At 51.1% G+C, this 19,150-nt stretch carries 14 protein-coding genes; 3 read left to right on the forward strand and 11 right to left on the reverse strand.

Annotated features, from left to right (window positions below):
- Positions 1-157: 157 nt before the first annotated feature.
- From kdsB to serC, 11 genes are all read right to left on the reverse strand, one after another.
- Entirely contained in the window at positions 158-904 is a 747-nt protein-coding gene (kdsB, locus tag HV261_RS17830) for a 3-deoxy-manno-octulosonate cytidylyltransferase (protein WP_016152452.1), read from the reverse strand.
- Positions 901-1,083, reverse strand: coding sequence for a protein YcaR (gene ycaR / locus HV261_RS17835; protein ID WP_003035793.1), 183 nt, complete (start codon positions 1,081-1,083; stop codon positions 901-903). Before ycaR ends, kdsB begins: the two co-directional genes overlap by 4 nt.
- Positions 1,084-1,134: 51 nt before the next feature.
- On the reverse strand, positions 1,135-2,367 hold the full coding sequence (locus tag HV261_RS17840) for a winged helix-turn-helix domain-containing protein (RefSeq protein ID WP_202039021.1): 1,233 nt from the start codon (positions 2,365-2,367) through the stop codon (positions 1,135-1,137).
- Positions 2,368-2,408: 41 nt separating this feature from the next.
- Positions 2,409-3,386, reverse strand: a complete 978-nt coding sequence (lpxK, locus tag HV261_RS17845) for a tetraacyldisaccharide 4'-kinase (RefSeq protein ID WP_202039022.1) — start codon at positions 3,384-3,386, stop codon at positions 2,409-2,411.
- On the reverse strand, positions 3,383-5,131 hold the full coding sequence (msbA, locus tag HV261_RS17850; protein ID WP_137382820.1) for a lipid A ABC transporter ATP-binding protein/permease MsbA: 1,749 nt from the start codon (positions 5,129-5,131) through the stop codon (positions 3,383-3,385). The genes lpxK and msbA overlap by 4 nt, the downstream gene beginning before the upstream one ends.
- Positions 5,132-5,167: 36 nt before the next feature.
- The gene (locus tag HV261_RS17855) at positions 5,168-7,432 is read right to left on the reverse strand and encodes a ComEC family protein (protein WP_202039023.1); all 2,265 of its coding nucleotides are present in this window, start codon (positions 7,430-7,432) and stop codon (positions 5,168-5,170) included.
- Positions 7,433-7,638: 206 nt separating this feature from the next.
- Entirely contained in the window at positions 7,639-7,923 is a 285-nt protein-coding gene (gene ihfB, locus HV261_RS17860) for an integration host factor subunit beta (RefSeq protein WP_003035780.1), read from the reverse strand.
- Positions 7,924-8,205: 282 nt separating this feature from the next.
- On the reverse strand, positions 8,206-9,879 hold the full coding sequence (gene rpsA / locus HV261_RS17865) for a 30S ribosomal protein S1 (RefSeq protein WP_003035776.1): 1,674 nt from the start codon (positions 9,877-9,879) through the stop codon (positions 8,206-8,208).
- A 113-nt stretch (positions 9,880-9,992) separates the two neighbouring features.
- Positions 9,993-10,676, reverse strand: coding sequence for a (d)CMP kinase (cmk, locus tag HV261_RS17870; RefSeq protein WP_137382818.1), 684 nt, complete (start codon positions 10,674-10,676; stop codon positions 9,993-9,995).
- 171 nt (positions 10,677-10,847) lie between these two features.
- The gene (gene aroA, locus HV261_RS17875; protein WP_202039024.1) at positions 10,848-12,131 is read right to left on the reverse strand and encodes a 3-phosphoshikimate 1-carboxyvinyltransferase; all 1,284 of its coding nucleotides are present in this window, start codon (positions 12,129-12,131) and stop codon (positions 10,848-10,850) included.
- Between the two features lie 69 nt (positions 12,132-12,200).
- A complete protein-coding gene (gene serC, locus HV261_RS17880) occupies positions 12,201-13,289 on the reverse strand; it encodes a 3-phosphoserine/phosphohydroxythreonine transaminase (protein ID WP_137382816.1) in 1,089 nt (362 codons plus the stop codon).
- 445 nt (positions 13,290-13,734) lie between these two features.
- Here serC and ycaO point away from each other — a divergent pair, with 445 nt between their 5' ends.
- From ycaO to pflB, 3 genes are all read left to right on the forward strand, one after another.
- Positions 13,735-15,495 (forward strand): 30S ribosomal protein S12 methylthiotransferase accessory factor YcaO, encoded by a 1,761-nt coding sequence (gene ycaO / locus HV261_RS17885; protein ID WP_202039025.1) that lies wholly within the window; start codon positions 13,735-13,737, stop codon positions 15,493-15,495.
- A 403-nt stretch (positions 15,496-15,898) separates the two neighbouring features.
- Positions 15,899-16,756: a formate transporter FocA gene (gene focA, locus HV261_RS17890; protein ID WP_003831909.1), complete on the forward strand. Its 858-nt coding sequence runs from the start codon at positions 15,899-15,901 to the stop codon at positions 16,754-16,756.
- Positions 16,757-16,815: 59 nt separating this feature from the next.
- Positions 16,816-19,098, forward strand: a complete 2,283-nt coding sequence (gene pflB / locus HV261_RS17895; RefSeq protein WP_045441256.1) for a formate C-acetyltransferase — start codon at positions 16,816-16,818, stop codon at positions 19,096-19,098.
- Positions 19,099-19,150 lie beyond the last annotated feature (52 nt).

Consider the following 19,150-nt stretch of genomic DNA (forward strand, 5'->3'; position numbering starts at 1 on the left):
CCCGGATGAGATCAATTGATGAAAAGAAAAGTGGAGGAAAAGCGTAACGATACGATACGCCTCCCAAAAATACGCGTCATACTTCAAGCTGCAGGTGGGTAAAGCCTCCTGCAACTTACATTATTCAGCGTATCTTGATGGAGAATCGTGAGAAAAACTAACGCATCTCAGCGCGAACACGCTCAAGATCTTCAGCGGTATCAACCCCTGTGCCAGGAACTTCCTTAGCCACGGCGACGTGAATTTTTTCGCCGTACCACAGCACACGCAGTTGCTCCAGCATTTCAATATGCTCAAGCGGACTCGGCTGCCAGTTTACATAGCGGCGAATGAATCCGGCGCGATAACCGTAAATGCCCAGGTGACGCAGGAAGGTATCGCCCACCGTTTCGAGGCTTTTGGCAAAACGGTCGCGATCCCATGGGATCGTCGCACGAGAAAAATAGAGGGCATAGCCTTCAGCATCCAGCACAACTTTTACCGCATTCGGATTAAACGCTTCTTCCGCACTATGAATGGGGGCTGCCAGCGTCGCCATTCCAACCTGACGTTGCGCCAGATTTTCTGCCACCTGACGAATAATGACCGCCGGGATCATCGGCTCATCACCCTGTACGTTCACGATAACGGTATCATCGCTAAAACCACATTTCTCGACGACTTCCGCCAGCCGCTCCGTGCCAGATTGGTGATCGGCACGTGTCATGCACACTTCGCCCCCCACCGCTTCTACCGCACGGGCGACATCTTCATGATCGGTGGCAACAATAATACGCTCAGCGCCAGATTCACGCGCTCGCTCCAGCACATGCACAATCATGGGCTTGCCGTTGATATCCAGCAGCGGCTTACCCGGCAAACGCGTGGATGCATAACGCGCAGGAATAATGACCACAAAACTCATGATTTACTCTCATCAGCAGTCAGAACACGGGCTTCGGTTTCCAGCAAAACGGGAATGCCATCGCGCAGTGGGAAAGCAAGGTTATCCAGTTTACAAATCAGTTCCTGTTTTTCCTGGTTAAACCAGAGTTTTCCATTGCATACCGGGCAGGCAATGATTTCAAGCAGACGATGATCCATAGTTCCTCCAGATGGACCGGATTGTGAATCCGTAAATATTAACATAATCAATTAAGAGGCTGGGTCTATTTCCCAACCGTGCCGAGAGTCAGCAAATAAACCGTCCGGGCAAGTCCCCAATGTCACTCGCGTCGCCTGCTGCCAGCGAGCAAAATCACTGATGGCCTGGAGCAAGCCTTTTTGCAGCGTCACCCCGGCCCTAACGCCATCCTGTAACCACAGTGAAATGACTTCCAGTACAGCGGTTTTACGGTGCATCTTGGCATCTATACGTCCAACCAACTGGCCGCGATGTAACAGAGGTAAGACAAAATAGCCGTACTGACGTTTGGCCGCTGGCGTGTAGCATTCCAGTCGGTAGCTAAAATCAAACAGCTGTTCAGCCCGTTTACGATCCCAGACCACCGGATCAAACGGGGATAAAACAGCGCTGTGAGTGGCGGTCAACTTTCCAGCCAGAGCAAGTTCCAGTTGCGGCCGAAGGTTGCTATGCAGCCACAGGGTGCCCAGCCCTTCTACATCAACAGGAATTATATGTCGCTGTTCCCTTCGCATATCACACCAGTTTTTTAACGCCGGACGCTTCAGTCGATAGTAGTCCGCCAACCACTGCTCACGGAAAATACCCAAACTACGAGCGCTATTATCCAGCATCACAATTTCGGCTTCATCCTGCGACAGCCGGTCACGCTCGTCATCCCAATGAGGCATGACGCGATGCGTTAAATCATACACTCGCTGAAAATTACGTCGCTCCACCACCATCACTTTCCCGGAAGTAAAAAGCCCTTCCAGATGCCGCTTTTGTGGTTTCCATTCCCACCAGCCGCTGGCGCCCTTGCGCGGATGCTCGAAATCGGCTGAACGTACCGGCCCATTATGTTGGATATGCTGTAACAGCTGCTCAATTTCATGCGCATGTTCTTTCATCCACGACGCTTTGTATTTCCAGCCCATTTTTTCCGGCGCCAACATCCGATGGCGTATCAGCATAAAGTCGCTGCGCGGTAAAAAACAGGCTTCATGCGCCCAATACTCCATCAGTTCGCCCCGCAGTAAGGCATCATCGAGCCATTGGGGGGAATAGTCGCCCAAACGACTAAACAGCACCAGATAGGGACTGCGCGCGACAATATTGATGGTATCGATTTGCAATAGGGACATGCGAGAAATGGTCGCCAGAATATCCGCCGGCGTTGCCCGACGACGTGTTTTTTTCAGCAGACCTTGTGCAGCAAGGTGAAGATGACGGGCATCCGTCAAAGAAAGGTGCGGCAACGACATTTATGGCCTCATAAATGATCCGCTGCCGCAGCTTGAATCGGTTAGCGAGTCAGCGAGATTAAGCTATTCAGCAATGCATCAGGCCGTTCGCCTGACAGATGTGCGTCAACGGGTAAATACCACCAGTTATCATCAGCAAATGCGCGGCATTTGACGGCATCTTTTTCCGTCATCACCAGCGTTTGTCCTTCGGCTAACAACGCACTGACGTCACTGTAGGTCAGAGACTGATGATCCGCCAGCGCGACACATTTTTGTGGCCTGGCACCACATGCCTCAAGCGTGGCAAAAAAACGGGGTGGATGGCCGATACCCGCCATGGCAACAATATCAGACAGTTGCGCGACATCGCGGCGTTCACCGGTACGTAAATTAACGGCCAGCCCCGGCTCAAGATGCATGGGAATTTCACCCGGTCGCGCAACGCCGCCATTAACGATCGTGGCATCCACCGATTTCAGCCGACCAGCACGCTCACGCATTGGGCCCGCAGGGAGCCACCAGCCGTTACCAAACCGACGCACACCGTCAATCACCACGATTTCCACATCACGTGCCAGACGATAGTGCTGTAACCCATCGTCTGTCACAATAATCTGCACGTCATGGTGAGCAAGGATCGCTTTTACCGCATCCGATCTTACCGGAGATACCGCTACGGGTACGCCGGTACGTTGAAAGATAAGCACAGGCTCATCACCCGCTTCTGCAGTAGTGGTGTCTGCCGTTAGCAATAGCGGATAGGCCGCTGCTTTCCCGCCATAGCCGCGAGACACTACGCCCACACGAATACCGCGTTGCTGCAGCTGTTCAACCAGCCAGATGACTACTGGTGTTTTACCATTGCCGCCTGCTGTCAGATTACCGACTACCACCACCGGTACTGGCGCACGCCATGCACGTTTAAGCCCAAGCTTGTAGCATAGACGAATCCCGCCACTCACCAGACCATACAGCCAGGAAAGTGGCAGTAATAATCGCCATAACGGCGATTCACCGGACCAGATACGTGCGATCATTGACCAAATTGCATTTTATGTAATTGTGCATAAACCCCACGCTGCTCAAGCAGTTCGCTGTGGGTTCCGCGCTCAACAATCAGCCCGTCTTCCACCACGATTATCTCGTCTGCCTGTTCAATGGTAGAAAGGCGGTGAGCAATAACCAGAGAGGTACGGTTTTTCTGTAGCTCGTCAAGTGCAGACTGAATCGCGCGTTCGGATTCGGTATCCAGCGCCGACGTAGCTTCATCGAGGATCAGGATCGGACTGTCGCGCAGCAAGGCGCGAGCGATGGCGATACGCTGGCGCTGACCACCTGACAGCAGCACGCCGTTTTCGCCAATCACCGTATCCAGACCATCATCCATCTTGTTGATGAAATCCATGGCGTAGGCCATCTGCGCGGCTTTTTCGATCTGCTCACGGCTATACATATCGGTACGTGCGTAGGCGATATTGTTGGCAACCGTATCATTGAACAGGTGGACGTTCTGCGATACCAGCGCCACCTGATCGCGCAGAGATGACAGGGTGTATTCACGCAGGTCGTGCCCATCCATCAGAATCTGCCCTTCATCAATATCGTAGAAGCGCGTGATCAGGCTGGCGATAGTGGATTTACCAGAACCAGAACGTCCAACCAGGGCAACGGTTTTGCCCGCCGGAATATTCAGGTTGATGTTACGTAACGCAGGAATGTCACGGCCCGGGTAGGTAAAGGTGACATTACGGAACTCCAGATCGCCGGAAGCACGCTCAATGACGCGTTTACCTTCATCTTTCTCTTGTTCGCTATCCAGAATCGTAAATAAGGTCTGGCATGCCGCCATACCGCGCTGGAACTGGGCATTGACGTTAGTCAGTGACTTCAGCGGACGCATCAGGGCGATCATTGAAGAGAAGACAACGGTGATTGTCCCCGCCGTCAGGTTTTCCATCACGCTTGGGAAGCTGGCCGCATATAGCACGAAGGCCAGAGCCAGAGAAGCGATCAACTGGATGATAGGATCGGAGATAGAAGAGGCAGAAACCATCTTCATACCCTGCAAACGCATCTTGTTGCTGACTTTGTCAAAACGCTTGGTTTCAACGTCCTGACCACCAAAAATCAATACTTCTTTGTGGCCTTTCAGCATCTGCTCTGCGCTGGTGGTAACCTGCCCCATGGTGTTTTGCATGTTTTTACTGATGCTACGAAAACGCTTGGAGACCACACGAATGGCCACCGACACGATAGGCGCCAGCACAATCAGGATCAATGACAGCTGCCAACTGTAGTAGAACATCATGATAAACAGGCCAATAATTGAGGCCCCTTCACGTACCACAGTGATCAATGCGCCGGAAGACGAAGACGCGACCTGCTCTGAATCATAGGTAATACGAGACAGCAGCGTACCAGTAGACTGTTTATCAAAAAAGGCGACAGGCATGCCCATCATATGACCAAACAGGCGGCGACGCATGGTCATGACCACTTTGCCAGACACCCATGAAATACAGTAGCTGGAGACATAGCTCGTAATACCACGAACTATCATCAGCCCAATGACCACCAGCGGCATCCACAGCAGCACAGAGCGATCGGTTTTACCAAAACCATCATCCAGTAATGGCTTGAGGAGCGATAACATGAAGGTATCGCTGGCCGCGTTAAGGACTAACGCTATACCCGCCACGATCAGACCCGATTTAAAAGGCGCTATGGTTGGCCATAGTCGGCGAAACGTCTGCCACGTAGAGAGATCTTTATCGTTATGCATTCAAAAAACCAGCATTTGTTAGAATAGCCGCATATTCTACCCGTTATCCTCCACCACGCCAAACCACTGATGATACCAACGGGGTAAAATCTGATCCCGTAAGCTGCGTATTCGCCAACTTTTTTGATAAATATCCAGCGTGATTTGCCCCTGGTGGGGTGTGTCCAGCCACTGATAATTTTGTTGCCGGTAACGCTGTCGGACTTTCCATGACGGTAGACGCCAGGCATTGTAGCGGGATGCTGAGGCTATTGCGGCCTGCCCGCCAACGCGTTGTATCAGCGCCAGTGAGGATGACGTGTTACTCCCATGGTGTGGAACCTGCACAAACGTAGCCTGCAGATGCTGCCAGTAGTGACTTAGCATTTTTTGTTCAGCGGAGGATTCAATATCACCGGTCAGAAGAATACTCTGATTTCCGTCATCCACCTTTACCACACAGGAATGGTTATTCCCCTGCTCTTTATTTCCACTGACTGGCCAATGTGCGCTAAATGTTAGTCCCTGCCATTGCCAACGCTCCCCGCGAAAACAAGGGAGATGCCCTTTCCAACCCAACGGACTTCTGATCCACAGTGACGGCCAGGCTTGCTGTAGTGATTGCAGCCCTCCCCGGTGATCCAAATGTTCGTGGCTTAGAATTACCCCTTGCGGTTCCAGGTTGTGCCAACGTAGCCAGGGAATGATCAACTGCTGCGCACTATCGCCCTCGGGCCAGGCCAACCCGGTATCATAGAGAATTGCTTTGCCATTACGGGCAATCACTATTGCCAGCCCCTGCCCTACATCCAGCATATGTACCTGCCACAAATCAGCGCGGGGTGTTCTCCAGAACGGTCCACTCAATAACAAAAGTCCGGTAAAACAGGCAACCGGTAGCGTTTTCCAGGCATTTAATCGCCATGCAATAAGCATCAGCCATGGGGATAGTGCAAGCCATTGCCAACGCGCATCAATGTTGAGCCATCCTTCAGGTAAGCTATTGAGTCCCCAAAATAACAGCGCCAGAGAACGGTCGGCAAGATACCACAGCCCTGCCTCAATCATCACTTGACCGGTTAAATGCACGACCATACCCGCTAATATCAGAGGAACTGAAACAAATGTGACCAGCGGTACCGCAAATAAATTGGCCAGGAATGAGCTCAGGCTAACACCGTGAAATAATGCGATTTGGACAGGCAAAAGCAGTACCGTAATTCCCAGTTGAAGATGAGCAAGCGCCAGCACTGCACGTCCGATAGGCGAGAGCGGCCGGTACGGCATCGGCATCCACTGATACCAGAATATCAACGCCGCTACGGCGAAAGCAGACAACCACAGGCTTTGTGAAAGCACCGCGACCGGATCCACTACCACAATTGCTGCCAGGCAGGTAATCCAGACCGCCCAGCCACTCCACTGCCTGCCGCTTAGTTTTAGTATCCCCCATACCATTAGCGCGGTGACCGTGCGTAATGCCGGTGGCTGCAGCCCCGTCAGCCAGGCATACAATGCAGCGCAGAGCACGCCCCCGACTAACGGAGCCTGCCAGCAGATCCAGCGTGTCGGCATAAAAAATTGTCCACCGCGTATCAGTCCGCCAGCGAGGAGTGCGACAAAAGCAATATGCAGCCCGGAAATAGCCATCAAATGTGCGGTTCCGGTATCACGCATTATATTCTTTACCGCCTGCGATACGGACAAACGTTCCCCCATCCCCAGCCCCAGTATGACTTGCTGCCAGGGATAGTCGGCAAGCGTGGTTTTTAGCGAGGAGAGATAACGTGCACGCAGACTGCATTGCGGCGTAATCACTGAAGCCTGCAGAAAACGCCCCGTCAGCGGCTGATGCTGTGCCAAGGCATAGCGCTGGCTATCAAATCCACCTTCATTCAGTTGCCCATGCACAGCGCGAACTTTCAGCGTCATCGCCCATGTCTGACCTGCGCAAACATCGCCGGGTAAGTACTGCCCATACAGTACGACGCCAACGGCAGGAAATATACGTCTCCCCTGAAGGTGTGTAATCTGACCGTAGTGCGTGGTCATATTGTCAGTCCCGGTTATTTGAACGATAGCCTGCTGCGTTTTGGCCGGGAGCGTATCACCAGCCCAGATAACCTCTTTCGCTGCCAGTATTCCCCACAGGAAAAACACCAGGACTAATCCGGCGTAATGCATATATCGATGAGGAATGAGACAGAGCAGACACGCCAGACCAAATACAAAGCTGACACACAGCATGTCGGGTAATACGGGTAATATCGTCAGCGGGAGAATGCCGCATAACGCACACATACTGATTGTTGTTATTTTCATATAACACCTCCCTGTGGCAGGGAGTGTGCAGGACAACTCAGCGAATGTCTGGCAACTGTTTACCGATAAACGAGGTGCATTCCGCTGTTATTTAACTGCGGATGTAACATACAACCAGGTTGGGAGAGAGATTCCAGTACAGAGAGGTAAAAATGAAAAAAGCACCCATACAGGTGCTTTTCTCGGGGCTAAGTCTTGCTGAGGACTTAACCGTAAATATTGGCGCGATCGCGCAGTTCTTTACCCGGCTTAAAGTGCGGAACATATTTTCCTTCCAGATCCACTTTATCGCCAGTCTTCGGATTACGTCCGGTGCGTGGTGCGCGGTAATGCAAAGAAAAACTACCGAAACCGCGGATTTCAATACGCTCGCCCTGCGCAAGAGTCGAGGCCATATGTTCCAGCATCTCTTTTACTGCATCTTCAACCGCTTTCGCGGGAATATGAGGTTGCTGGGTTGCAAGTCTTTCAATCAATTCTGACTTGGTCATGATTCCTCCGGTTCCTTAAAGGCAAAATTAGCTGCTGCATTGATTAAGGGCGGCCGTAGCCGCCCTTTGTCATTGATTACAGGACGAATCCTGTAATCTGTCAAGCTACTCGTCACCCTTTGTGCTGTTAATAGCACAAAGGATTATACCCGTCATACTTCAAGCTGCATGTGCGTTGGCTACGCTCGTTCACCCCAATCACTTACTGAAGTAAGCTCCTGGGGATTCGCTCCCTGCCGCCTTCCTGCAACTCGAATTATTTAGGGTATAGAGTACTCGATATTACTCGCCTTTAGCTGCTTTGAAAGCTTCAGCCATTGCGTTGTTAGAGAAGTTTGCATCTTCCTGTTTGTTAACAGTTGCGATTGCATCTTTCTCATCAGCTTCGTCTTTAGCACGAACAGACAGGCTGATTGCACGGTTCTTACGATCAACGCCAGTGAATTTAGCTTCAACGTCGTCGCCTACGCTCAGAACCAGAGTTGCATCTTCAACGCGGTCACGTGAAGCTTCAGAAGCGCGCAGGTAACCTTCAACGCCGTCAGCCAGTTCTACGGTTGCGCCTTTAGCGTCAACTGCAGTGACTTTACCGTTTACGATTGCGCCTTTCTTGTTCAGTGCAACCCAGTTGTTGAACGGATCTTCTGCGAGCTGTTTAACGCCCAGAGAGATACGCTCACGTTCTGCATCAACCTGCAGAACAACTGCTGCGATTTCGTCGCCTTTTTTGTATTCACGTACTGCTTCTTCGCCTGCAACGTTCCAGGAGATGTCAGACAGGTGAACCAGGCCGTCGATGCCGCCGTCCAGGCCGATGAAGATACCGAAGTCAGTGATAGACTTGATTTTACCTTCAACACGGTCGCCCTTGTTGTGGGTTTCCGCGAACTGCTGCCATGGGTTGTTTTTGCACTGCTTCAGACCCAGGGAGATACGACGACGTTCTTCGTCGATATCCAGAACCATAACTTCCACTACATCGCCAACGTTAACAACTTTGGACGGGTGGATGTTTTTGTTGGTCCAATCCATTTCGGAAACGTGAACCAGGCCTTCAACGCCTTCTTCGATTTCAACGAAGCAGCCGTAGTCGGTCAGGTTGGTCACGCGACCAGTCAGTTTGGTACCTTCCGGATAACGCTTAGCGATAGCTACCCATGGATCTTCGCCCAGCTGTTTCAGGCCCAGAGATACACGAGTACGCTCGCGGTCGAACTTCAGCACTTTAACAGTGATTTCGTCGCCAACGTTTACGATTTCGCTCGGATGCTTAACGCGTTTCCATGCCATGTCGGTGATGTGCAGCAGGCCGTCAACGCCACCCAGATCAACGAATGCACCGTAGTCAGTGAGGTTCTTAACGATACCTTTAACTTCCATGCCTTCCTGCAGGTTTTCCAGCAGCTGATCGCGTTCTGCGCTGTTTTCGGATTCGATAACGGCACGACGGGAAACAACAACGTTGTTACGCTTCTGATCCAGCTTGATTACTTTGAATTCAAGCTCTTTGCCTTCCAGGTGCAGCGTGTCGCGGACCGGACGAACGTCTACCAGGGAACCCGGCAGGAACGCGCGAATACCATTCAGCTCAACAGTGAAGCCACCCTTGACTTTGCCATTGATAACACCAGTAACGGTTGCAGCTTCTTCGTAAGCTTTTTCCAGCGTGATCCAAGCTTCGTGACGTTTAGCTTTTTCACGGGACAGCAGGGTTTCACCGAAGCCGTCTTCTACTGCATCCAGAGCAACGTCAACTTCGTCACCAACCTGGATTTCCAGCTCGCCCTGGGCGTTTTTGAACTGCTCTGCCGGAATGGCGGACTCAGATTTCAGACCGGCGTCAACCAGTACTACGTCTTTGTCGATAGCAACAACAACACCACGAACGATGGAACCCGGGCGGGTTTCGATTTCTTTTAAGGATTCTTCAAACAGTTGAGCAAAAGATTCAGTCATGTTTAATCTTCAGGTTTCATATTTAACGTCCACCTGGCTCCATGCCGGATGGGGTTGTTTAACATACCCGCTGTCAATCCATTGCAACGGGGGTACTGCAAATTCGGTCGCGCTTAAGCGAGTGCCAGTTTTTGGCGCGCGTATTGTAACGCTTTTTCAATCACTTGCTCAATGCTTAATCGGGTTGAATCCAAAACTAAAGCATCAGCAGCGGGAACCAGCGGCGCTACAGCACGGTTGCGATCACGATCATCGCGTTCTTCGATCTCGGCCAAAAGGCGTTCAAAGTTAACACTAAAGCCCTTCTCCTGCAACTGTAGCATACGTCGATGCGCACGTTCTTGCGAGGAGGCGTCCAGAAAAATTTTTACTGGCGCATCAGGGAACACCACCGTGCCCATATCGCGCCCGTCGGCGATCAGACCTGGTGCTTCGCGGAAGGCTCGCTGGCGGCGTAAAAGCGCTTCGCGCACACGGGGAAATGCAGCCACCTGGGATGCGGCATTTGCCACTTCCTGAGTGCGGATTTCACCACTGACATCTTCGCCTTCCAGGATAACTTCCAGATTGCCGTCTGTTGAGATAAAACGCACATCCAGATGCGACGCAAGCGGTACCAGAGCATCTTCAGAAGTCACATCAACATGATGATGCAACGCCGCAAGCGCCAGTACACGGTAGATCGCGCCTGAATCTAACAGATGCCACTGCAATGCTTCCGCCATTGCCTTGCACAAGGTGCCTTTACCTGCACCACTTGGGCCATCAATGGTAATAACCGGGGCAATTGCCGTCATCTTTTTCTCCTTAAACAGGCATACGTTAACGTGAACGCCGCGCATTATACGCGCCAACGTCTACGAACGTTATCTTTGTGTGAAAAATACAGACTCATTGAAGCTGAGTGTAGAATAAATGGGCAATCGGAGATGACGGAATGTGCCGCACCCGAAGATGCGGCAATAAAGTCAGGCAGGTGTGCTGATACGGGCCAGTTGTTCGAAGTAATCCGGGAAGGTTTTCGCGGTACATTTCGGGTCAAGGATGGTAACGGGTGTGTCAGACAGCGCCACCAGCGAGAAACACATCGCCATACGGTGATCGTTATAGGTCGCAATATCCGCAAACTGCAGCTTAACCGGCGGAGTGATACGAATAAAATCATGCCCCTCTTCAACTTCCGCGCCCACTTTCCGTAGCTCTGTTGCCATAGCAAACAGACGGTCAGTCTCTTTGACACGCCAGTTGTAAATGTTCCGTAAAGTCGTTGTGCCCTTTGCAAACAGCGCGGCGGTCGCAATGGTCATTGCCGCATCAGGAATATGATTCATATCCATATCAACAGCGTTCAACTCACCGTGCGTACAGGCAATAAAATCATCACCCCATGTCACGGTCGCGCCCATTTTTTCCAGCACATCGGCAAAGCGAATATCACCCTGCATGCTATGACGCCCAATTCCGGTAACCTTCACCGTACCGCCTTTGATCGCGCCGGCCGCGAGAAAATACGAAGCCGATGAAGCATCGCCTTCTACCAGATAAGCGCCCGGAGACTGGTACTGTTGGTTGCCCTGTACGACAAAACGCTGGTAGTTCTGGTTTTCAATGTCAACACCAAACGTTTTCATCAGGTTCAGCGTGATGTCGATGTACGGTTTTGACACCAGATCGCCTTTAATCGCGATTGTCGTATCCTGCGGCGCCAGCGGTGCTGTCATCAGCAGCGCGGTCAGGAACTGGCTGGAAACGCTGCCGTCTACCTCAACCTGTCCCCCGGTGAAGCCACCGCGTAGACGTAAAGGCGGATAGTTTTCCTGCTCCAGGTATTCAATATTCGCTCCGCCCTGGCGCAGTGCGTCAACCAGGTGGCCAATCGGGCGCTCCTTCATGCGCGGTTCACCCGTCAACACGATATCATTGCTGCCCAGGCACAGAGCGGCGGCCAGCGGGCGCATTGCGGTTCCGGCGTTGCCAAGGAACAGCTCTACAGCGCCTTCGGCATGCAGCGGACCACCATTCCCCGTAATTTCACAGCGGGTACGATCGGCCGAAAGGGTATAGCTAATCCCCAACGCATTAAGCGCATTCAGCATATGGCGGACATCATCACTGTCCAGCAGGTTTGTCAGGACAGTGGTGCCATTTGCTAATGCAGCCAGCAGCAAAGCGCGGTTAGAAACACTTTTGGAACCAGGCAGATTGATGGTGCCATCCACCCGCGCAATGGGTTGTAACGTCAGGGATTCCATGAAACTCAACTCTCAAAAACAGACATAAAAACCCCACAGGCTGGCTGTGGGGATGAAAAGTACAGCAGATTAGCCGCGGCGACGCTCGAAATCGACCATGAAATCGGTCAGTGCTTTTACGCCTTCCAGCGGCATAGCGTTATAGATTGAAGCCCGCATCCCGCCAACTACACGGTGTCCCTTCAGTGCATGCAGACCCGCAGCAAACGACTCTTCCAGGAAGAGTTTATCGAGCGCGCTGTCAGCCAACTGGAACGGGACGTTCATACGTGAACGGTTCGACTTCGCCACATCGTTGCGGTAGAAATCGCTGTTATCAATCACGCCGTACAGCAGTTCTGCTTTTTGCTGGTTAATTTTATCCATTGCGCTGACGCCGCCCTGTTTCTTCAGCCATTTAAAGACCAGGCCAGACAGATACCAGGCAAAGGTCGGTGGCGTGTTAAACATGGAGTCGTTGTCATTTAGTACGGTATAGTCAAGAATCGACGGGCAAGACACGTGGGCTTTGCCCAGTAAATCTTCGCGTACGATGACAATGGTCAGCCCCGCAGGACCAATATTTTTCTGCGCCCCGGCATAGATAACGCCATAGCGGCTAACATCAAGCGGCGCGGAAAGAATGGTAGAAGACAGATCCGCCGTCACCACCACATTGCTGGCAAAATTCGGCGTTTCATCAATCGCGATACCGTCGATGGTTTCGTTCGGGCAATAGTGCAGATACGCCGCGTTGTCAGAAAGCTGCCATTCGCTCATCGGCTTCACAGCGCGCAGGCCGTCAACGGTGACTTTGGCATCAATAACGTTTGGCGTGCAGTATTTTTTCGCTTCTTTAATTGCACTAGCGGCCCAATAACCGGCATCGACGTAATCCGCGGTGGTTTTATCACCCAGAATATTTAACGGGATACCCGCGAACTGCCCGCGACCACCGCCATGGCAGAACAACACTTTATAGTTGGAGGGGATGCTGAGAAGATCGCGAAAATCCTGCTCCGCTTCCTCTGCAACCTGGATAAACTCTTTGCCTCGGTGGCTAATTTCCATCACCGACGTGCCAAGACCGTTCCAGTCACAAAGATCCTGTTGAGCCAGTTTAAGTACTTCCGCCGGAAGCATTGCCGGACCTGAACTAAAATTGAAGACCTGAGCCATTTCCCCTCACCACGTTGTGTTGTTATCCAATCAACATCCTGTCGTTTACGATAATTCCTGTGACAGACATTGGTATAAGTTATTCCTGTGGATATCGGTTTTATCATTCAGTGACACGCGCCGCAATGGGTAAAACTGGCCAGGGAAAAAATGAGCGATGCGTCACACAACAGAATCTATCGGATTGACGGATAAAAACCGAGATTTTCGCTATCAGGAGGCGCATTTCGCCCAGCCGACCTTCGACCATTCTGGTTTTGCATAGCGCAGAGATAGATAAAGAAAGAACCCCCTCTTCCCTTCAGCAGATAGTCCGCAGACATTCGACTGAACACGCTACGGTGTGAATCAAAGGCTTTATTTACGCCGAGGCTCCGGCGGCGATAGCGCCATTCATTGAAAACCCGTATCATTGCGCGCTTTCCGTACGACAAAAGTGATTTTCATGACGCAAACATTTATCCCCGGCAAAGATGCCGCACTGGAAGATTCCATCGCTCGCTTCCAGCAAAAATTACTCGACCTCGGTTTTCAAATTGAAGAAGCCTCATGGTTGAACCCCGTTCCTAACGTCTGGTCTGTACATATTCGCGACAAAGAATGCGCGCTGTGCTTTACCAACGGTAAAGGCGCGACGAAAAAAGCGGCGCTGGCCTCCGCACTGGGCGAATATTTTGAGCGTCTGTCCACGAATTACTTCTTTGCGGATTTCTGGCTGGGCGAAACCATCGCTAACGGCCCGTTCGTACATTACCCGAACGAAAAATGGTTCCCACTGACTGAAGATGATGACGTACCTGAAGGTTTGCTGGATGCGCGTCTGCGCGCATTCTACGATCCAGACAATGAACTGACCGGTAGCATGCTTATCGATCTGCAATCCGGCAATGAAGAACGCGGCGTTTGCGGCCTGCCGTTTACCCGTCAGTCAGATAATCAGACCGTTTACATTCCGATGAACATCATCGGTAACCTGTATGTATCTAACGGTATGTCTGCGGGTAACACACCGAATGAAGCCCGCGTTCAGGGGCTGTCTGAAGTTTTTGAGCGCTATGTGAAGAACCGCATTATCGCGGAAAGCATCAGCCTGCCGGAAATTCCGGCTGAAGTGATGGCGCGTTACCCGGCAGTCGTTGAATCCATTGCAAAGCTGGAAGCCGAAGGATTCCCAATCTTCGCGTACGACGGTTCGCTGGGCGGCAAATACCCGGTTATCTGCGTTGTCCTGTTCAACCCGGCTAACGGCACCTGTTTTGCCTCTTTCGGCGCGCACCCGGATTTCGGTGTTGCACTGGAGCGTACCGTCACGGAACTGTTGCAGGGCCGTGGTCTGAAAGATCTTGACGTCTTCACGCCCCCAACCTTCGACGATGAAGAAGTGGCTGAGCACACTAACCTCGAAACGCACTTCATCGATTCCAGCGGTCTGATCTCCTGGGATCTGTTCAAGCAGGATGCCGATTACCCGTTCGTTGACTGGAATTTCTCCGGTACAACGGAAGAAGAGTTCGCCACCCTGATGGCGATCTTCAAAGCGGAAGATAAAGAAGTCTACATCGCCGACTATGAGCATCTGAGCGTTTACGCTTGCCGCATTATCGTTCCGGGTATGTCTGACATCTACCCAGCAGAAGATTTGTGGTTAGCCAACAACAGCATGGGAGCGCACCTGCGTGAGACCATTCTCTCTCTGCCAGGCAGCGAATGGGAAAAAGAAGACTACCTCAACCTGCTCGCACAGCTGGATGAAGAAGGATTTGACGACTTCACTCGCGTACGTGAGCTACTGGGTTTGGCGACCGGTGCGGATAATGGCTGGTATACCCTGCGCATTGGCGAGCTCAAAGTAATGCTGGCTCTGGCGGGGGGTGACCTTGAGCAGGCACTGATCTGGACGGAATGGACGATGGAATTTAACGCATCCGTCTTCAGCGCTGAACGCGCCAACTATTACCGTTGCCTGCAAACTCTGCTGCTGTTGTCACAGGAAGAAGACCGCCAGCCGCTGCAGTATCTTAACGCATTTGTTCGTATGTACGGTGCAGAGGCAGTTGAAGCAGCAAGTGCTGCAATGAGCGGAGAAGCGCCATTCTACGGATTACAAACGGTTGATAGCGATCTGCAGGCTTTCCCGGCACATCAGTCTCTGCTGAAAGCCTATGAGAAGCTGCAACGCGCGAAAGCAGCACACTGGTCAAAATAGTGGCAAACAGCCCGCGTTGAGTAGGCTAAACGTATTGTCTGGGCTATATTACGGGGCGCTTTAAGCGCCCTGTTTTTTATTTTTGCCTACTCAAAAATAAATGTAAAAACAAGGTTAAATATTAGTAGTTGATATTAAAAATTTTGGTTTATTAATATCGCTATTTATCTCAATTACTCCATTTTAATTAACCGTCCACCTGGAGGCATAAAGAAAAAATTCAACTCACTTTATAATTTTTAAAATTTATTTTTATATGGATAATCAACAAGTTACACCGTAATTGCATAAAAACCATGCGTCTTACGGGCCTATAAGCCAGGCGAGATATGATCTATATCAAATTCTCATCTATAATGCTTTGTTAGTATCTCGTCGCCGACTTAATAAAGAGAGAGTTAGTGTGAAAGCTGACAACCCTTTTGATCTTATACTTCCTGCTGCTATGGCCAAAGTTGCCGAAGAAGCAGGCGTCTATAAAGCAACGAAACATCCGCTTAAGACGTTCTATCTGGCAATTACTGCCGGTGTGTTCATTTCAATTGCCTTTGTTTTCTATATCACTGCCACAACCGGTACCGGCACAATGCCTTTCGGCATGGCAAAGTTGGTGGGTGGTATCTGCTTTTCCCTGGGGCTGATCCTTTGCGTTGTCTGCGGCGCTGACCTCTTCACTTCAACCGTACTGATTGTCGTCGCTAAAGCCAGTGGTCGTATTACCTGGGGTCAGTTAGCGAAGAACTGGCTTAACGTTTATGTCGGTAACCTGATTGGTGCGCTGATCTTTGTGTTACTCATGTGGCTTTCTGGCGAGTATATGACCGCCAACGGCGCGTGGGGACTCAACGTCCTGCAAACTGCCGACCACAAAGTGCACCATACTTTTGTTGAAGCTGTAAGCCTGGGTATTCTGGCTAACCTAATGGTGTGTCTGGCCGTCTGGATGAGCTACTCTGGTCGCAGCCTGATGGACAAAGCGTTTATCATGGTATTACCGGTCGCAATGTTTGTTGCCAGCGGTTTTGAGCACAGTATCGCAAACATGTTTATGATCCCTATGGGTATCGTAATACGCGATTTCGCCACCCCGGAATTCTGGACCGCTGTCGGTTCTTCTCCGGAGAATTTTTCTCACCTGACCGTGATGAATTTCATCACCGATAACCTGATTCCGGTTACGATCGGTAACATTATCGGCGGCGGTTTGTTGGTCGGGTTGACATACTGGGTCATTTATCTGCGTGGTAACGATCATCATTAATCTGTTGATGCTCATTACACGCAGTAAATAAAAAATCCACTTAAGAAGGTAGGTGTTACATGTCCGAGCTTAATGAAAAGTTAGCCACAGCCTGGGAAGGTTTTACCAAAGGTGATTGGCAGAATGAAGTAAACGTCCGTGACTTCATTCAGAAAAACTACACTCCGTATGAGGGTGACGAGTCCTTCCTGGCTGGCGCAACTGAAGCGACCACTGCACTGTGGGACAGCGTAATGGAAGGCGTTAAACAGGAAAACCGCACTCACGCGCCTGTTGACTTTGACACCTCCGTTGCTTCTACCATCACTTCTCACGACGCTGGCTACATCAACAAAGCGCTCGAGAAAATTGTTGGTCTGCAGACTGAAGCTCCGCTGAAACGTGCGATTATCCCGTTTGGCGGTATCAAAATGGTTGAAGGTTCCTGCAAAGCGTACAATCGCGAACTGGACCCGATGCTGAAAAAAATCTTCACCGAATACCGTAAAACCCACAACCAGGGTGTATTCGATGTTTATACCAAAGACATTCTGAACTGCCGTAAATCCGGTGTTCTGACTGGTCTGCCAGATGCGTATGGCCGTGGCCGTATCATCGGTGACTACCGTCGCGTTGCGCTGTACGGTATCGACTACCTGATGAAAGACAAATACGCTCAGTTCGTCTCTCTGCAATCAGACCTGGAAAATGGCGTAAACCTGGAAGCGACTATCCGTCTGCGTGAAGAAATCGCTGAACAGCACCGCGCTCTGGGTCAGATCAAAGAAATGGCGGCTAAATATGGCTGCGATATCTCTGGTCCGGCTACCAACGCTCAGGAAGCTATCCAGTGGACTTACTTCGGCTACCTGGCCGCTGTTAAATCTCAGAACGGTGCAGCAATGTCCTTCGGTCGCGTATCCACCTTCCTGGATGCTTACATCGAACGTGATATCAAAGCTGGCAAAATCACCGAGCAAGACGCTCAGGAAATGATTGACCACCTGGTCATGAAACTGCGTATGGTTCGTTTCCTGCGTACGCCTGAATATGATGAACTGTTCTCCGGTGACCCGATTTGGGCAACTGAATCTATCGGTGGTATGGGCGTTGACGGCCGTACTCTGGTTACCAAAAACAGCTTCCGCTTCCTGAACACCCTGTACACCATGGGTCCTTCTCCGGAGCCGAACATCACTGTTCTGTGGTCTGAAAAACTGCCTCTGAACTTCAAGAAATTCGCCGCTAAAGTGTCCATCGACACCTCTTCTCTGCAGTACGAGAACGATGACCTGATGCGTCCGGACTTCAACAACGACGACTACGCTATCGCTTGCTGCGTAAGCCCAATGGTTGTTGGTAAACAAATGCAGTTCTTCGGTGCGCGTGCAAACCTGGCGAAAACCATGCTGTACGCAATCAACGGCGGCGTTGATGAAAAACTGAAAATGCAGGTTGGTCCTAAATCTGAACCGATCAAAGGCGACGTTCTGAACTTCGACGAAGTGATGGAGCGTATGGATCACTTCATGGACTGGCTGGCTAAACAGTACGTCACTGCACTGAACGTTATCCACTACATGCATGACAAGTACAGCTACGAAGCCTCTCTGATGGCGCTGCACGACCGTGACGTTATCCGCACCATGGCGTGTGGTATCGCTGGTCTGTCCGTTGCTGCTGACTCCCTGTCTGCAATCAAATATGCGAAAGTTAAACCGATTCGTGACGAAGACGGCCTGGCTGTTGACTTCGAAATCGAAGGCGAATACCCGCAGTTCGGTAACAACGACTCTCGCGTGGATGACATGGCGGTTGACCTGGTAGAACGTTTCATGAAGAAAATTCAGAAACTGACTACTTACCGTAACGCTATCCCGACTCAGTCTGTTCTGACCATCACTTCTAACGTTGTGTATGGTAAGAAAACTGGTAACACCCCAGATGGTCGTCGTGCTGGCGCGCCGTTCGGACCGGGTGCTAACCCAATGCACGGCCGTGACCAGAAAGGTGCTGTTGCCTCTCTGACCTCCGTTGCTAAACTGCCGTTTGCTTACGCGAAAGATGGTATCTCTTACACCTTCTCTATCGTTCCGAACGCTCTGGGTAAAGACGACGAAGTTCGTAAGACCAACCTGGCTGGTCTGATGGATGGTTACTTCCACCATGAAGCGTCCATCGAAGGTGGTCAGCACCTGAACGTGAACGTCATGAACCGTGAAATGCTGCTGGATGCGATGGAACATCCGGAAAAATATCCGCAGCTGACCATCCGTGTTTCTGGCTACGCTGTACGTTTTAACTCCCTGACTAAAGAACAGCAGCAGGACGTTATTACTCGTACCTTCACTCAGACCATGTAATTGGTTTTGACTGAAATCGTACTTTAAAAAGCGTACAATAAAGGCTCCACGT

Source organism: Citrobacter sp. RHBSTW-00671 (genome assembly GCF_014103415.1).
Taxonomy (GTDB): Bacteria; Pseudomonadota; Gammaproteobacteria; order Enterobacterales; family Enterobacteriaceae; genus Citrobacter.

Excerpts from the sequence above, each read along its gene's own strand:
- pflB (WP_045441256.1), top strand. The coding sequence starts at position 16,816 with ATGTCCGAGCTTAATGAAAAGTTAGCCACAGCCTGGGAAGGTTTTACC.
- ycaR (WP_003035793.1), bottom strand. The coding sequence starts at position 1,083 with ATGGATCATCGTCTGCTTGAAATCATTGCCTGCCCGGTATGCAATGGA.
- msbA (WP_137382820.1), bottom strand. The coding sequence starts at position 5,131 with ATGCATAACGATAAAGATCTCTCTACGTGGCAGACGTTTCGCCGACTA.
- serC (WP_137382816.1), bottom strand. The coding sequence starts at position 13,289 with ATGGCTCAGGTCTTCAATTTTAGTTCAGGTCCGGCAATGCTTCCGGCG.
- kdsB (WP_016152452.1), bottom strand. The coding sequence starts at position 904 with ATGAGTTTTGTGGTCATTATTCCTGCGCGTTATGCATCCACGCGTTTG.
- lpxK (WP_202039022.1), bottom strand. The coding sequence starts at position 3,386 with ATGATCGCACGTATCTGGTCCGGTGAATCGCCGTTATGGCGATTATTA.
- ihfB (WP_003035780.1), bottom strand. The coding sequence starts at position 7,923 with ATGACCAAGTCAGAATTGATTGAAAGACTTGCAACCCAGCAACCTCAT.
- HV261_RS17855 (WP_202039023.1), bottom strand. The coding sequence starts at position 7,432 with ATGAAAATAACAACAATCAGTATGTGTGCGTTATGCGGCATTCTCCCG.
- cmk (WP_137382818.1), bottom strand. The coding sequence starts at position 10,676 with ATGACGGCAATTGCCCCGGTTATTACCATTGATGGCCCAAGTGGTGCA.
- HV261_RS17840 (WP_202039021.1), bottom strand. The coding sequence starts at position 2,367 with ATGTCGTTGCCGCACCTTTCTTTGACGGATGCCCGTCATCTTCACCTT.
- rpsA (WP_003035776.1), bottom strand. The coding sequence starts at position 9,879 with ATGACTGAATCTTTTGCTCAACTGTTTGAAGAATCCTTAAAAGAAATC.
- ycaO (WP_202039025.1), top strand. The coding sequence starts at position 13,735 with ATGACGCAAACATTTATCCCCGGCAAAGATGCCGCACTGGAAGATTCC.
- aroA (WP_202039024.1), bottom strand. The coding sequence starts at position 12,131 with ATGGAATCCCTGACGTTACAACCCATTGCGCGGGTGGATGGCACCATC.